At 73.7% G+C, this 15,830-nt stretch carries 12 protein-coding genes; 5 read left to right on the plus strand and 7 right to left on the minus strand.

Features of this window, described 5'->3' with window-relative positions:
- Positions 1–10 precede the first annotated feature (10 nt).
- On the plus strand, positions 11–2,407 hold the full coding sequence (locus ACFW9D_RS19920) for a polysaccharide lyase 8 family protein (RefSeq protein WP_384623474.1): 2,397 nt from the start codon (positions 11–13) through the stop codon (positions 2,405–2,407).
- A gap of 83 nt (positions 2,408–2,490) precedes the next feature.
- A complete protein-coding gene (locus tag ACFW9D_RS19925) occupies positions 2,491–4,395 on the plus strand; it encodes a DUF2264 domain-containing protein (RefSeq protein ID WP_384623476.1) in 1,905 nt (634 codons plus the stop codon).
- A 7-nt stretch (positions 4,396–4,402) separates the two neighbouring features.
- Here ACFW9D_RS19925 and ACFW9D_RS19930 read toward each other — a convergent pair whose 3' ends face one another.
- The 5 genes from ACFW9D_RS19930 to ACFW9D_RS19950 form a co-directional block, all read right to left on the minus strand.
- The gene (locus tag ACFW9D_RS19930; RefSeq protein ID WP_188335829.1) at positions 4,403–4,999 is read right to left on the minus strand and encodes an ATP/GTP-binding protein; all 597 of its coding nucleotides are present in this window, start codon (positions 4,997–4,999) and stop codon (positions 4,403–4,405) included.
- Positions 4,977–5,348, minus strand: a complete 372-nt coding sequence (locus ACFW9D_RS19935) for a DUF742 domain-containing protein (RefSeq protein ID WP_188335830.1) — start codon at positions 5,346–5,348, stop codon at positions 4,977–4,979. The genes ACFW9D_RS19930 and ACFW9D_RS19935 overlap by 23 nt, the downstream gene beginning before the upstream one ends.
- A gap of 2 nt (positions 5,349–5,350) precedes the next feature.
- The gene (locus ACFW9D_RS19940; protein ID WP_161300185.1) at positions 5,351–5,785 is read right to left on the minus strand and encodes a roadblock/LC7 domain-containing protein; all 435 of its coding nucleotides are present in this window, start codon (positions 5,783–5,785) and stop codon (positions 5,351–5,353) included.
- 113 nt (positions 5,786–5,898) lie between these two features.
- Entirely contained in the window at positions 5,899–7,992 is a 2,094-nt protein-coding gene (locus ACFW9D_RS19945) for an ATP-binding protein (RefSeq protein ID WP_384623479.1), read from the minus strand.
- Positions 7,993–8,373: 381 nt separating this feature from the next.
- Positions 8,374–10,932: an alpha/beta fold hydrolase gene (locus tag ACFW9D_RS19950; protein ID WP_384623481.1), complete on the minus strand. Its 2,559-nt coding sequence runs from the start codon at positions 10,930–10,932 to the stop codon at positions 8,374–8,376.
- A 99-nt stretch (positions 10,933–11,031) separates the two neighbouring features.
- Here ACFW9D_RS19950 and ACFW9D_RS19955 point away from each other — a divergent pair, with 99 nt between their 5' ends.
- Positions 11,032–12,048, plus strand: coding sequence for an AraC family transcriptional regulator (locus ACFW9D_RS19955; RefSeq protein ID WP_384623483.1), 1,017 nt, complete (start codon positions 11,032–11,034; stop codon positions 12,046–12,048).
- 146 nt (positions 12,049–12,194) lie between these two features.
- On the opposite strand, the gene ACFW9D_RS19960 is transcribed toward ACFW9D_RS19955, so the two are convergent.
- Both ACFW9D_RS19960 and ACFW9D_RS19965 read right to left on the minus strand, forming a co-directional pair.
- On the minus strand, positions 12,195–12,428 hold the full coding sequence (locus ACFW9D_RS19960; protein ID WP_384623485.1) for a hypothetical protein: 234 nt from the start codon (positions 12,426–12,428) through the stop codon (positions 12,195–12,197).
- Positions 12,429–12,603: 175 nt separating this feature from the next.
- Positions 12,604–13,785 carry an MBL fold metallo-hydrolase gene (locus ACFW9D_RS19965; RefSeq protein ID WP_384623487.1) on the minus strand — a complete coding sequence of 394 codons (1,182 nt, stop codon included), beginning with the start codon at positions 13,783–13,785 and terminating at the stop codon, positions 12,604–12,606.
- Positions 13,786–13,998: 213 nt separating this feature from the next.
- Here ACFW9D_RS19965 and ACFW9D_RS19970 point away from each other — a divergent pair, with 213 nt between their 5' ends.
- Positions 13,999–15,156 carry an acyl-CoA dehydrogenase family protein gene (locus ACFW9D_RS19970; protein WP_384623489.1) on the plus strand — a complete coding sequence of 386 codons (1,158 nt, stop codon included), beginning with the start codon at positions 13,999–14,001 and terminating at the stop codon, positions 15,154–15,156.
- Positions 15,153–15,830: a thiamine pyrophosphate-binding protein gene (locus ACFW9D_RS19975; protein ID WP_384623491.1), complete on the plus strand. Its 678-nt coding sequence runs from the start codon at positions 15,153–15,155 to the stop codon at positions 15,828–15,830. The genes ACFW9D_RS19970 and ACFW9D_RS19975 overlap by 4 nt, the downstream gene beginning before the upstream one ends.

Genomic DNA, 15,830 nt, shown 5'->3' on the forward strand with positions numbered 1-15,830 from the left:
ACGACCGACCATGGAACTGAGCAGACGCCAGACCCTCGCGCTCGCCGGAGCGGGCGCGGCCGGGGCCCTCGTCCCGTTCGCGCCCGGCTCCGCCACCGCCGCGACGTCCGCCGACGATCCGTACGAGCCGCTGCTCGCCCGGGCCGCGCGCCAGCTGACCGGCGGCGCCTTCGACCCGGCCGACCCGGACTTCGCGGCCGCCCTGACCACCTTGGACACCCAGGCCGGCGGCTGGTGGCGCGGCATCGACACCTCGGCGGGCCGCAAGGCGCTGTGGGCCGACCTGTCCCCTGCCTCCGACCCCGGCATGTTCGGCCAGAGCTACACGCGGCTGCGCACGATCGCGATCGCCTGGGCCATCCCCGGCACCTCGCTCGCCGGGGACGCGGCAGTGCGCGACGGTCTGCTCGACGCGCTGCGCTTCCTCAACACCGTCGGGTACAACCCGGCGCGCGGCGAGTCCGGCAACTGGTGGTTCTGGGAGATCGGCGCGCCCCGCGCGCTCATGGACACGTGCGTGCTGCTCCGCGCGCAGCTCCCGGCCGCTGACCTGGACGCGTACCTGAGGACCGTCGCCAGGTTCGTCCCCGACGCGGACCGGCGCACCAACTCCCCGAGCCTGGCCGAGACCGGCGCCAACCGCGCGGACAAGGCCGTCATCGTCGCCCTGCGCGGCCTGCTCGCCCGCGACCCGGCCGTGCTCGACAAGGCCCGCGACGCCCTGTCCGACGTCCGGGACAGCGGGAAGAACAGCCTCTTCAAGTACGTCACCTCGGGCGACGGCTTCTACCGTGACGGCTCCTTCGTGCAGCACACGTACGTGGCGTACACCGGCACGTACGGCAGTGTGCTGCTCGGCGGCGCCGGCCAGCTGATCGCGCTGCTCGCCGGCTCCGACTGGGCGGTGACCGACCCGTCGGTCGACGTGCTCCACGAGGCGGTGGACCGGAGCTTCATGCCCGTCCTCTTCGACGGGCTGATGATGGACTCGGTGCGCGGGCGCGCCGTTTCGCGGGACCGGGCCCGGGACCACACGGACGGCGCGGTCACCGTCTCGTACATCCTCCAGCTCGCCGAGGGCGCGCCCGCGTCCTACGCGGACCGCTGGCGGGCGGCGGCCAAGGGCTGGATCCTGCGCAATCGTGAGACGCCGTACACCGGGCTGGTCGGCATCCCCGCGCTGGTCCGCGCCAAGGCGCTCCTCGACGACGCGCAGGTGGCGCCGGCCGACCGGCTGACGGGGCACTTCGTGCTGGCCGACATGGACCGGGTCGTGCACCGGCGCCCGGCGTGGGCCTGCGCCCTGTCGCTGTCCTCGAAGCGCATCGCCGCGTACGAGGCGGGCAACGGGGAGAACCTGCACGGCTGGTACACCGGCGACGGCATGACGTACATCTACGACGGCGACGACCTGGACGCCTTCGGCGACTCCTTCTGGCCGACCGTCGACCCGTACCGCCTTCCGGGCACGACCGTCGACACCCGGCCGCGCACCGACCTCGGAACCGCCCCCGGAACCAGCACCTTCCGTCCTAAGAACGCGGTGGCGGGCGGGGCCGTCCTCGACGGACGGTACGGCGCTTCCGCCATGGAACTCGTCGCGGACGGGTCGACGCTGCGGGCCAAGAAGGCGTGGTTCCTCCTGGACAACGCCGTCGTCGCGCTCGGCTCCGGCATCACGGCGAGCGACGGCCGCACGATCGAGACGGTCGTGGAGAACAGGAACCTGCACGCCGACGGGCTGCCCGCGCTCACCGTCGACGAACGACGGCAGCCCACGGAGCAGGGCTGGTCGGCTGAGCTCGACGACGCGGGCTGGGCACACCTGGAGGGCGTCGGCGGCTACGTCTTCCCCACCGGAGGCCCCCTGCGCGCCCTGCGCGAGGAGCGCACCGGCACCTGGCGCTCCATCAACTCCGGTGCGGACACCGGCGGCGACCCCACCCCGGTCACCCGCCGCTACGCCACCCTCTGGTTCGATCACGGTTCCTCCCCCGACTCCGCTTCGTACTCCTACGTCCTGCTGCCCGGTGCGACCGAGGCGGCCACGCTCGCCTGGTCCCGCTCCCGACCCGTGCGGATCCTGGCCAACTCCCCCGAGGTCCAGGCCGTCTCCTCGCCGCGGCTCGGTCTGCTCGCGGCGCACTTCTGGGCGGCGGGATCGATCGACGGCCTCGCCTGCGACGGACCCGGCACCGTCCTGGTGTCGCGGCGCGACGACGGCGTCACCGTCGCGGTCGCCGACCCGGGCCGCACGGCGGCGACCTTGACCGTCCGGCTCCCCTTCCCCGTCGACGAGGTGGTCGCCACCGACGACACCGTGACCGTCACCCCCGGCCGCCGGCCCGTGCTCACCGTCCGCGTGGGCGGCTCACACGGCCACACCCACACCGCCCGGCTGCGCTGACCCCGCGTCCGCGCTCCCGCCCGATCTCCACCGTCCGCACGAACCGCACCGTCCGCGTCCGCCGAAGGAGCCAGCGAACCGCCATGCCCGCCCCGTACTTCTCCCTGCCGCCCACGGACCGTGTCCGCTCCCCGCTGACCGGCTGGACCCGGGCTCACTGGGAGGCCCTGGCCGACCGTCAGCTGGACGCCCTGCTGCCGTACGCAACTCCGGGCTTCGCCCAGTACCGGCTGCCGGGGCGGGCCAGCTGGTCAGGCGTCGTCTCGGACGGGCTCGAAGGGTTCGCTCGGACATTTCTGCTGGCCTCCTTCCGGATCGCGGGCGCGGGCGGTCTGGACGAGCCGGGCTCGTCCGTGATCTCCCACCTCATCGAAAGGTACACGGAAGGTCTGACAACGGGCACGGAGCGTGACGGCGCCGAGGCCTGGCCCGAACTCACCGACTGCTCCCAGCAGATGGTGGAGGCCGCGTCGATCGCGATCGGGCTGCACGAGACCCGCCCCTGGATCTGGGACCGGCTCGACCCCCGGGTCCAGGAGCGCGTCGTCGACTGGTTCTCCGGCTTCGTCGGCGGCCGCACCTGGGACAACAACTGGCGCCTCTTCCAGGTCGTCTCCGAGCAGTTCCTCGCCTCCGTCGGCGCCCCGTACAGCCAGAGCGACATCGACGGCGGGCTCGACCGCATCGAGGACTGGTACGTCGGCGACGGCTGGTACACCGACGGCGACGGCCGCAACTTCGACTACTACATCGGATGGGCCCTGCACCTGTACCCCCTCCTGTGGGCGCGGATGGCCGGCCCCGAGGCCGACGGCGGGCGCGCCAAGGTCTACAAGGAGCGGCTGGCCGCGTTCCTCGGCACGTATCCGCAGTTCTTCGGCGCCGACGGGGCACCCGTGCACCAAGGGCGCTCGCTCACCTATCGGTTCGCGGCGACCGCACCGGTGTGGATGGGGGCGCTCACGGACTGCTCACCGCTGGCCCCCGGTCTGACCCGGCGTCTGGCCTCGGGGACCGCCCGGCACTTCGTCGAGCGCGGCGTGCCCGACGAGCGCGGCCTGCTGCCGCTCGGCTGGTACGACACCTTCCTGCCCTCCACTCAGGCGTACTCCGGTCCCGCCTCCCCGTACTGGGCCAGCAAGGGATTCCTCGGGCTGCTGCTGCCGGCCGACCACCCGGTGTGGACGGAACGCGAAGTCCCGCTGCCCGTCGAGGAGTCCACGCAGTACACGGCGCTGCCCGCGCCGGGCTGGCTCCTGCACGGCACCCCGCACGACGGCATCGTCCGGTTGATCAACCACGGCAGCGACCACAACTCGCTCGACGGGCCCGCCACGGACGATCCCCACTACGCCAAGCTCGCCTACTCCACCGCCACCGCCCCCGAATCCGCCCCGCACGCCTGGGCGCGCACCGTCGACAATCATCTGGCGCTGCTCGCGCCCGACGGCACACCGTCGCGCCGGCGCCGCATCCACCCGCTCGCCTGCGAGGGCCGGCGCGCCTCGTCCCGTCACGAGGCTCAACTCCCGGGGCACGAGAAAGAGTTCCCGGTCGAGTCGACGAGTGTGCTGCACGGCCCGTGGGAACTGCGGGTGCACCGGGTGCAGGCGCCCGCCGGGATCACGGTGCGCGAGGGCGGTCACGCCGTCGCCGGCACCGACCGCCCGCACGAGGAACGGGGCCCCGGCTGGGCACTCACGCGCACCGCCGACGGCCTGACGAGCGCCGTCGTCGCCCTGCACGGTTGGGACGAGGAGACGGGTGTCGCCCACGAGGTGGAGGCCAACGCCTTCGGACCCCGCTCGGCCACCCCGTACCTGCGCGCGCAGGACCACCCGGGCGGGACGAGCGTCCATGTGAGCCTGGTGGCGCTGACCCGTGACGTCGTGCACCCGCGGGCCCTGCGCGCCGCGGTCACCACCTCGGTCGACGGGGACGGCGAAGTGCGCGTCACCTTCCCGGACGGCGAGGTCGTGACCGTGTAGGCGCGGCTCACATGTGGGCCCCGTACCCGGAGGGCGCGGGCGCGTGCGCCAGCAAGTGACGCACCAGCACGAGCAGCGTCTGGATGCCCGAACTGGAGATGCGCGCGTCGCAGCGCACGACCGGCACCCCGGGGTCGAGGTCGATCGCGGCGCGCACCTCTTCGGGTTCGTAGCGGTACGCGCCGTCGAACTCGTTCACGGCGACGATGAATCCCATGCCGCGTTCCTCGAAGAAGTCGACCGCCGCGAAGCACTCCTCGAGGCGGCGGGTGTCGGCGAGGATGACGGCCCCGAGTGCGCCTTCGGAGAGCTCGTCCCACATGAACCAGAAGCGCTCCTGGCCGGGGGTGCCGAACAGGTACAGGACGTGCTCCGGGTCCAGGGTGATGCGCCCGAAGTCCATCGCGACCGTGGTCTCGACCTTGTTCTCGATGCCGTCCAGGTTGTCGGTGGCGGCGCTGACGGTGGTGAGCAGCTCTTCCGTACTGAGCGGTGCGATCTCGCTCACCGCGCCGACGAAGGTGGTCTTGCCGACGCCGAACCCGCCCGCGACCAGGATCTTGAGCGCGGTGGGGAACAGGTCAGAGCTGTCGTCGTAGTCCATCGAGCACTGCCTCCAGTAGGGACCGGTCAGTGGGGTTTTCGTGGAACATGGGGGGCTTGGTGGTGATCGCCCCGCAGTCGACGAGGTCGGAGAGCAGGACCTTGGTGACGGCTGCGGGGAGTCGGAGGTGGCCGGCGACCTCGGCCACCGAGGTGGGCTCCACACACAGGTCGAGCACCTCGCTGTGCTCGGGGCCCAGGTAGCCCACCGGGGTCGTGCCGGTGGCCATGACGAGGGAGAGCAGGTCCATCGCCGTGGTGGGCCGGGTGCGTCCGTTGCTCACCGTGTACGGGCGCACGAGCCGACCGGCCGCACCGTCGAGCCACGGCCCGTCCTGCGGGGCCGCCACCCTCAATTCCTCATCGCCGTGGGTTCGGCCGAGGGCTGCCGGGGCGCGGTCACCAGGTAGGGGCGCACGCTCTTGACGAGCATGGCCATCTCGTAGCCGAGGACGGCCGCGTCGGCCTCGCGTCCGGCGAGGACGGCGAGACAGGTGCCGGATCCCGCGGTCGACACGAACAGCAGGGTGGAGTCGAGCTCCACCACGACCTGCCGCACGTCGCCGCCGTCGCCGAACCTGATTCCCGCGCTGCGGCCGAGGGAGTACAGGCCCGAGGCGAGGGCCGCCATGTGGTCGGCGCTGTCGGCGTCGAGTCCGTGGACGGACTTGACGAGGCCGTCGGAGGAGAGGAGCACGGCGCTCGTGGTGTGGGGAACGCGCTGGACGAGGCCGCTCATCAGCCAGTCGAGATCGGACACATGACCCGTCGGCACATCGCTCGCCATGGGGGATCGACTCCTTGGTGGACTGCTCGGTGTGGTGCTGGTCGGGGGAAGCGCGGGGGCGGGGCGGGGCCCGCCGGGTATCGCTCGCGGGGCCGGGGCGGTGCGCGCATGTCTCACTCGCCGTGACCGCCCTCGGGACCGGGGGACGGCGGTCGCGGCTCGCGCGACAGGTCGCGCGGCTCGGCGCCCTCAGCGAGGGTGATGCCGCGCTGGAACGCCGCCATCAGGCCGGGGTCGTGGCCGACGGGTTCGTCGTCCTGGCGCGGGGCGGGGGTGCCGCGCAGTTGCGGAGCCAGGTGCTCCTGAGCTCTGCGGCGGGGCAGTTGGGGGCGGCCCATGGTGCCGCGCACCTGGCCGCCGAGCGGGACGGGCGGGACCCGCGGGCCGGCCGTGTGCTCCCCTGTGCCCTGCCGGTCCTCGGGCCGGATGCCGGGCAGCGCGTCGGCCGGGGTGGCGCGCCGGTCGACCGAGGTCCGCTGCGGGAGCGGCACGTGGCCCGGGCCGTGGGACGGTGACGCGGTGCGGGGCTGACGGGGGACGGCGGCGACGGCACCGTGCGGGGCGACGGGGGTGGCCGGGGTCCCGGGTGCGGACGGGGTGTTGGGGTCCTCCGGGGTGCGCGGGGTGTGTGGTGCGTTCGGGTTCGGCGGGGTGACCGAGGTGTACGGCGTCCCGGCGTGGTGCGGGCCCTCCAGGGTGCTCGGCGTGCCGGAGTGGTGCGGCGTGCCGGGCACCGGTGACGTATCGGGGGCAGCCTGCGTACCGGTGTGGTGCGAGGTGCCGGAGGGGTGCGCGGGGGCGGGGCTGCCCGAAGTGTCGGGTGCCACCGGTGAGTTCGACGGGGCCAGTGCGGCCGGGGCGGGGAGCGCTCCGGGTCCGAGGCCGGGGTGGGCGACGGCGCTCTGCTCGTGCGCGGCCGCGGCCTGCGGGCCGAGGACGCTGTCGGCGGTGGCGGCGGCCGCGGCCCGGCGCACGTGCGGGCTCCTGCGGGCGTCGTCGCCGTCGGCGCCGAGCAGTGCCTGGGGCAGGACGAGGACGGCCTGGACTCCCCCGTAGATGTTGGTCTGCAGCCGTACGGTGATGCCGTGCCGCCGGGCGAGCTGCGACACCACGAAGAGGCCGATCCGGCCGTCCTGGAGCAGCGTCGCCACGTTGACCTGGTCGGGGTCGGCGAGGAGGCCGTTCATCTTGTGCTGCTCGGTGGCCGGCATGCCGAGTCCGCGGTCCTCGACCTCGACGGCGAGGCCGGAGGCGACCATGTTGGCGCGGAGCAGGACCTGGGTGTGCGGTGCGGAGAACACCGTGGCGTTCTCGACGAGTTCGGCGAGCAGGTGGATGCAGTCGGCGACGGCGTGGCCGTGCAGGGTGCCGTCGACCGGCGGGACGAGCTTGACCCGGGAGTACTGCTCGACCTCGGCGATGGCGGAGCGCATGACCTCGGTCATGGAGACGGGGTGGCTCCACTGACGGCGGGAGACGGCGCCGCCGAGCACCGCGAGGTTCTCCGCGTGGCGGCGCATCCGGGTGGCGAGGTGGTCCACCTGGAAGAGGCCTGCCAGCAGTTCGGGGTCCTCGACCTCGTTCTCCAGCTCGTCGAGGACGGTGATCTCGCGGTGCACGAGGGACTGCAGGCGCCGGGCGAGGTTCACGAAGACCTCGACCTTCTGCCGGCTGCCGGCCTGGCTGGACAGCTGCGTGGCCTGCACGACCGCGGAGACGGCGGTGTCGTGGGCGCGCGCGAGGTCGGCGGCGAGGTGGTCGAAGTCGTCGGCGTCGGACGCGGCGGCGGCCGGGGCGCGGCGGGCCGGCGGGGCCTCGCCCTTGCGCAACTGCTCCACGAGGCCGCGCAGTTCCGCCTGGCCCCGGGCGCTGGTGCGGCGCAGGGCGACGAGGCGGTCGCGGACGGCGGCGGCCGCGCGGCCCGCGGCGACGGCGGCGATGACGATGCCGGCGACGGTGACCACGAAGGCGCCGGTGAGCACGGCCCACAGCTCGGGGCCGGGCCGGGTGCCGGTGGAGCGGATCGCGAAGAGCACGGTGGCCGTGCAGGCGAGGGCGACCGCGAGGGGCGGCAGGACGGCGATGCGCAGCAGTTGGGGCCGTATGTGGGTCTCGGCCGGGTGCGACGTGGCCCGGCCGGTCGGCCTGCCGTGCCGACCGCCTTCGCGACGGTCCGCGCGGGCGGCCGGCTGGCGCAGCTGAGACATACGGCGTCCTCGTCCTCGGTGCTCGTGGGGTGGGTGGGGCGGCGCGGCGGCGACGAGCGGGGCGACCGGGCGTCGCGCAGCGGACACTCACGGTAGTTGTGAACGCATCATGTGCGGTGGGCAGTTGCCGAACTCCGGCGGTGGACGTCCCGCTCTGGTATGAGGCCTCGCACGGCAGTCCGAATATGACTTCGGACAGGCGTTCGCCCAGCTCCCCGGGGGTCGGCCGGGGGCGGTGGATTGTCAGTGGGCGCGCCTACTGTCGGAAGGCAGACGACGCGAAGCGCCCCGCCGTGCGGTGCACGGAGCGGGGCGCGGGTGGTGCGGTGTCGCGGTGGGGTCGCTGTGGGTCGAGATCGGTCGAGGTCGGTCGAGGTGCGGTCAGTCGGGGGTGGGGGCGTGATGGTGCAGGCGGAGCCAGGTGTCGAGGTGTTCGTACGCGCTCCGGCGCACGCCGGGCAGGGAGAGGAAGACGTCGTGCCGGGCGTCGGTGACGGGGACGTCGGCGGTGTCGCCGCCGAGGCCGGCCGCCGTCCAGCGGGCGATCTGCCGGACGTCGAGGACGGTGTCGGCCCGGTCGCTGCGCTCGCTGTAGCGCAGCGAGTAGTGCGTCTTGTCGGAGCGCAGCACGAGGGACGGGACGCCGACGTCGATGCCCTGGTGCAGGGCGGCGTGCCCGCGGCGCACGGCGTTGAGCCAGCCGATGGTGACGGGGAATCCGTCGAGCGGCTTGAGGTCGACGTCGTACTCCCATTCGCCGGTGCCGCTGGTGTGCAGGGTGCGGCCGTAGACCCCGCCCGGGAGGTTGAGCGCCTGGAAGGGGCGCACGCGCGCGAGGGCGCGCAGGGCCCAGGTGACGGGTCCGCGCATGAACGGCTTGCCCTGGAGGTCGAACCAGGGGCTGTTGAGCACCAGGCCGCTCACCGCGGTCGGGCGTCCGGCGCGGCGGCGCCGGTCCAGGTAGAGCGGTGCGACGAGGCCGCCCGTGGAGTGGGCGGCGAGCACGACGGGCAGGTCCGGGTGCTCCTCGGCGATCAGTTCGAGGGCCTGGTCGAGTTCGGCGTCGTAGAGGGCGAGGTCGGACACGTAGTGCGCGGTCTGGCCCGGGCGCCGGGCTCGGCCGCACTTGCGCAGGTCCAGGCCGTAGAAGGCGAGTCCGCGCGCGGCGAAGAAGTCGGCGAGCTCGGTCTGGAAGAAGTAGTCGGAGAAGCCGTGCACGTACAGGACGGCGCCGGTGACCGGCTCGTCGGGGCGGACGCTGCGGCGGACGAGGACGGCGCGGGCGTCGCCCTCGCCGTCCGGGTCGGGGCCCAGGTCGATGACGCGCTGCGCGTAGTCCTCGCCGAGGAGGTCGGGCTGCCAGTCGGCGGCGCCGTCCGCGGCCGGATCCGGTGCCGTGACGGGCCTGAGGCTGCGGGCGAGGTCGGCACGGAGGGTGGTGAGCGCGTCGAGCACGTAGTTCTGCCGCATCCGCCACGGGCTCCGGTCGCCCTGGTGCGGGAAGGAGCCGGCGGCGCGCTGGATGTAGCCGGAGGCCAGGTCGAGGAGCGGGCGCGGGGTGAGCGCGCGGTCGGGGCGGGGCGCGACGGCGGGGTGGCCCTCGCGGTCCATCCAGGTCAGCACCTTGCAGACGAGGCGGTGGGTGAGGTCGGCGCGCAGGGTCCAGGAGGCGTTCGTGTAGCCGACGCAGACGGCGAAGTTGGGGATGCCGCTGATCATGGCGCCCTGCCAGATGAAGCGCTCGGAGAGATCGGCCTCCTCACCGTCGACGCGCGGCCGGATGCCGCCGAAGGGCAGCAGCCGCAGGCCCGTGGCGGTGACCACGATGTCGGCGGGGAGCACCTCGCCGGAGCGCAGCCGGACGCCCTCGGGCACGAAGCGGTCGATGTGGTCGGTGACCACGCGCGCGGTGCCGGCCCGCACGGCCTTGAAGAGGTCGCCGTCCGGGACGGCGCACAGCCGCTGGTCCCAGGGGTCGTACGCCGGGGTGAAGTGCTCGGCGACGAGTCCGGCGTCGCCGACGCCCTTGGTGGCGAGCCGGCCGAGGATCTTGCGGGCGGAGTCGGGACGGCGCCGGCAGTACTGGTAGAAGGCGGTGCTGAAGGCGATGTTCTTGGCGCGGACGGCTCGGTGGGCCAGGCCTTCGGGCAGCACGGAGCGGGCGCGGTCGGCGAGCTTGTCGCGCTGCGGCACGGAGCCGATCCAGGTGGGGCTGCGCTGGAGCATGGTGACGTGGGCGGCGGCCTTGCCGCTCCGGCCGTCCTGCCGCCCGGTGGTGTCTTCGAGCAGGGAGGGCACGAGGGTGACGGCGGTGGCCCCGGAGCCCACGACGACGACCCGCTTGCCGCCGTGGTCGAGGTCCTCGGGCCAGAACTGGGGGTGCACGATCTGCCCGCGGAAGTCCCCGGCGCCCTCGAACACGGGCGCGTGCGGGTGCTCGTAGTCGTAATAGCCACCGCAGGAGTAGAGGAAGTCGCAGCTCAGGGTCGTGCGGGTGCCGTCGCGGGGGTCCTCGACGGTGAGCGTCCAGCGGCTGGTCCTGGTGCTGAAGTCGGCGCCGACGACCTTGCTGGAGTAGCGGATGCGCCGGTCGATGCCGAACGCTTCGGCCGTCTCCCTGATGTAGCTCAGGATCGAGGCGCCGTCCGCGAGCGACTTCCCGTCGCGCCAGGGCCGGAAGGGGTAGCCGAGGGTGTACATGTCGGAGTCGGAGCGGACTCCGGGATAGCGGAACAGGTCCCAGGTGCCGCCGAGGTCCTCACGCGCCTCGAGCACGGTGTACGTGGCGCCGGGGCGGGCCGTCTGGATGCGGTGGGCCGCGCCCACGCCGGACAGGCCCGCGCCCACGATCACGACGTTCACGTGCTCGGTCGGGGCGGCGGGCGTGCCCTGCTGCGCGGCGTCCGCGCCCTGGGCCGGGGAGAGCGGTGTGAGGGACATGGCACTCAGTGTCCGATGCGGGGCCCTCCTTTTCTTGCCCGAGCGCGACATAGATTTGCCCGAGGGCGACACGGCCCGTCGGGGAACTGGAGGCTCGGGGTGTACATCAGGTCCGCCGCGCTGCGCGGTTTCCGGTCGACGGTGGGTGAGCTGGGCGGTGACGGGGCCCGGTTCGCACGGGCCGCCGGGCTCGAGGTGTCGGCCCTGGACAGCGATGACGAGCTGATCCCGGAGCAGGCGGTGGCGACCGCGCTGGAGGTCGCGGCGCACGAGCTGCGCTGCCCCGATCTGGGGCTGCGGATGGCGACGCGGCAGGACATCACGATGCTGGGTTCGCTCGCGGTGGCACTGCAGCACTCGCCGACGCTCGGCGACGCCCTGGAGTGCACGTCCCGCTACCTCTTCGTGCACAGCCGGTCCCTGACGCTGACGCTCGGGGACGACCCGGCCGGGGAGCCCGGCACGGGCGCGCTGCTGTACGGTCCGGCGACGTCGGCGGGGCCGGTGCAGGGCACGGACTGCGGGCTCGGCTTCGTGCACCGCACGATCGGTTTCCTGTGCGGCGGGCCGTACGGGCTGCGCGGCGTGGAGCTGCCGTACCGCCCGGCCGCGCCACTGTCCGCGCACGAGGCGTTCTTCGGGGCGCCCGTGCACATCGGGCGGGTCCAGGGGTACGCCGCCCTGCGCCTGCCGCGCACGCTCCTGCACCGCCCGACCGGCCGGGTCAACGCGAACCTGCGCCGGCTCGCGCTCGCCTACCTCGACGAGCAGGCCCAGGGGGTCACCGACACGGTGACGGCACGGGTGCGGGCGGCGATCCAGGAGTCCCTGGCCACGGGCTCGGCCTCGACCCGCACGGTGGCCTCCCTCCTCGCCCTGCACCCGCGCACACTCCAGCGGCACCTGGAAGCGGAGGGCACCACCTTCGGCGCGCTCCTCGACGACGTCCGCCGCCACACGGCCCGCCGCCTCCTCCTGACCACGGCCCTCCCCATCGGCCAGATTGCCGCCCTCCTCGGCTTCGCCGAACAGTCGGCCCTGTCCCGAGCCTCCCGCCGCTGGTGGAACGCGTCACCGCGGCGGGTGCGGGCCGAAGGGGCGAGTGCGGGCGAGTGACCCGCTCATGGGGCTTCGCCCTGTGGAGATCGGCGACGATCGCCCCTTTTCAGGGGCCGTGGGAAAGCACCGATAGGCACAGGTGGCGCCGACTCGGCGGATTGCGCGGGTCGACGGCGGAGCGGCCCGGAGACGGACTGCCCGCGTCAGCCCTCCGGGCGGAGGCGGGCGCGGGCGTCTTCGAGTCGCTGGGCGTAGTCGGGTGCGGACAGTGCGGGGAGGGTCTTGTCCAGCGTGCCGGCGATCCGGTGGACGGGTGCCCAGACCGCCGGGTCGTCGACCACCCGGCTGAGATCGGTCATCTGGAGCTTCTCCAGCCAGTGCGACAGCACCAGCGCCTCGTCGGCCGTGAGCCGGATCGCCACGCGGTCGTCCGTCATGCGTGTCCCCCGCTTCCCAGCGACGCGATCCGCTCCGCGCACGGCGCCCCCTCGCACCCCGCTGCCCGCTCCACGCACGGCGGCCCGCTCGCGCCCCGCTTGCCCGCTCCACGCACGGCGGCCCGCTCGCGCCCCGCTTGCCCGCCGGGCCTTCCGCATCGCGACGGGGCTGGCCTCAGTGGCCCGCCACCGCCACCTCCGGGTCGTCCGTGCCCGCCTTCGGAGCCGGCTCCGGGACCGGCCAGCCGCCGCGCGGGATCGCCGCGACCGAGCGCCACCACTGCTCCGTCGGCAGGGTCTCCGCCGCGGGCTCGAAGGGCTCGCCGGGGCGCGGGAGCGCGATGCGGGCCGCGGCGCGGCGGGCCGCCGTGACCGTGCCCTCGCCGGGCTCGGTCCAGGCGTGGGGGGCCAGGTTGAACGTCGCCCAGTGGATCGGGAGCATCGGCCCGGAGACCGGCCCGCCCTGGAGGTCGAGGTGGGCACGCAGGCCCTCCTCGGGGGTCATGTGGATGTCCGGCCACCACTCGGAGTAGGCGCCGATCTGGATCATCGTCACGTCGAACGGGCCGTGCTCGGCGCCGATGTCCTGGAAGCCGCGGAAGTACCCGGTGTCCCCGCTGTGGTAGACGCGGTGGTCGGGGCCCGCGGCGACCCAGGAGGCCCACAGGGTGTGCTGCGCGTTGCGCAGGCCGCGGCCGCAGAAGTGGCGGGCGGGCGTCGCGGTGAGGGTGACGCCCGCGACCTTCGTGGACTCGTGCCAGTCCAGCTCGCGCAGCCGGTCGGCCGGCACACCCCAGTGCTCCAGGTGTGCGCCGACGCCGAGCGGCACGGCGAAGACGGTGTCCGTGTCGGCCAGCGCCTTGATGGTGGGCATGTCCAGGTGGTCGTAGTGGTCGTGCGAGATCACCACCACGTCGACGGGGCCGAGCGCGGCGAGCGGCAGCGGCACGGGGTGCAGCCGCTTGGGCCCGGCGAAGGGGAACGGGGAGCAGCGCTCGCCCCAGACGGGGTCGAACAGCACCCGCGCCCCGTCGATCTCGGCGAGCACGCTGGAGTGCCCCATCCAGGTGATCCGCAGCCCGGTGGCGGGCGGCTTGGACAGGTCTGCGAGGGTCGTGGCGTGCACCGGGACGGTGCCGGAGGGGGCGCGGCGCAGGCGCTCCTCCTTGCGGAAGTAGACCTTCGCGAACTCGGCCATGGAGCCCTCGGGGCGGGTGCGGGCGCCCTCCGGGTTGCGGAACGAGCCGTCCGAGAAGTTCGGCGACCTGCGGATGCGGTCGAGTCGCGCCCCGGCGGGCTCGGCACCGAAGGATGCGGGCTGCAGCGAACGCAGTCCGGAACTCAGCGAACGTGACACGGCGCCTCCCGACGATCGATCAGGCTCCCATTATGTGCGGCCCCACCGACAACGCGCCGGGCCCCTTGTGTCCGTAGTCCCCGTACCCCCTCCGGCCCCACCCGCGCGAACTGATCCATCATTCAGTATCCCGTCCATTGACAGCGCTCTCCGAGGCTCCAGATACTGACTCACGATTCAGTAGAGCCGCTTGGCAGTCCCCTTGGAGGCATCGTGTCGGAGCTCCCCACCGAACTGGTCCCGCTCAGCCCCGAACAACTCGCCGTGGTCGATCTCGCCCGGACCTTCGCGACCGAGGAGATCCGCCCGCGCGCGCGTGCCGTGGACGAGGCGGACGTGGAGACGCCCTGGGATTTGTGGCACAAGGCGGCCAAGGTCGGCATCACCGGGTTCATGCTTCCCGAGGAGTACGGGGGCGGCGGCTTCACGGACGTCTTCACGCAGTGCCTCGTCCAGGAGGAGCTGTGCGTCGGGGACCTCGGCATCGGCAATCTGCTCTGCTCCAACGGCTTCTTCGCCGACCCGGTACTGGAGCTGGGTTCCGAGGAGCAGAAGCGGACCTGGCTGACCCCGCTGGCCGGCCCCGACACCCCCATGACGTCCCTGGCGACGACCGAGCCGGGCTCGGGCTCCGACGCCGCGTCCATCACGACGGCGGCCGCCCGCACGGAGGGCGGCTATGTGCTGAACGGCCAGAAGGCGTGGATCTCGAACGCCGGCGAGGCCGACTTCTACGTGGTGTTCGCGAAGACCGAGCCGACGCTGCGCTCGCGCGGGGTGAGCGCCTTCCTGCTGCGCAAGGACACCCCCGGACTCACCTTCGGTGAACCGATGCGCAAGATGGGCCAGCGCGCGATCGTGTGCCGCGAGGTCTTCCTGACCGACGTCTTCGTCCCGGAGGAGCAGCGGCTCGGCGCGGAGGGCGAGGGCTTCGTCGGCCTGATGCGCACGTTCGACATCTCGCGCACCGTGCTGGGCGCGGCGGCCACCGGTGTGGCCCGCGCCGCCTACGAGTACGCACGCGACTACGCGCGCACGCGCGTGCAGTTCGGCAAGCCGATCGTCGAGCACCAGGCGGTCGCGTTCCGTCTGGCCGACATGCGCACCCGCATCGAGCAGTCGCGTCTGATGACGTGGCGCGCGGCCCGCCGGATCGACGCCGGTCTGGACGCCACGGCGGAGGCCGCCATGGCGAAGCTCACCGCGTCGGAGACGGCCGCGTACTGCACCTGGGCGGCCGTGCAGACGCTGGGCGGCTGGGGGTACTCGCGTGAGTACCCCGTCGAGCAGTGGATGCGCGACGCCAAGCTGGAGGAGATCGAGGAAGGCACCTCGGACATCATGCGTCTCGTCATCTCGAGGTCGCTGTGACCGCCGGGCCGGAGCATCTCACGGGCGGCGAGGCGATCGTCCGCGCCCTCGCCGCGCACGGGGTCACGCACGCCTTCGGTATCCCGGGCACCCACAACCTGGAGATCTACCGGCACCTGACGGCTCACGGGATCGCCCACGTCGCCCCGCGTCACGAACAGGGCGCGGGCTACGCGGCGGACGCCTACGCGCGCGTGACGGGCACCCCTGGCGTCGCGATCACCACGACGGGGCCCGCGCTGCTCAACATCGCGGCGGCCGTCGGCCAGGCGTACTCGGACAGTGTGCCGCTGCTGGTCGTGTCGCCGGGGATGCCGCTGCGGCATCCCAGCCGCGCCACCGGTCTGCTGCACGAGATGCGCAGCCAGACCGACGCGCTGCGCGGGGTCGCCGCGTTCAGCCACCGCGTGACGTCGGTGGCCGAGATCGGGGCGGCGGTGGCGCGGGCGTTCACGCTGTTCCGTACGGGCCGGCCGCGCCCCGCGCACATCGAGGTGCCGCTGGACCTGCTGGGCGCGCCGGCGCCCGCGGGGCCGGCGCTCCTGGCTCCCCCGGCGGCGCCGCCCGCCCCGGCCGCCAACCGCCCCGGCGTGGCGTACCCCCGCCACCGCACCCCGGGGCACGACCCGGGGCCCCGCGCCCCCCCCCCGCGCCTCCGGCAGCGCCACCGGTGA

It is taken from the genome of Streptomyces sp. NPDC059524, from assembly GCF_042749255.1.
Lineage (GTDB): Bacteria > Actinomycetota > Actinomycetes > Streptomycetales > Streptomycetaceae > Streptomyces > Streptomyces xanthii.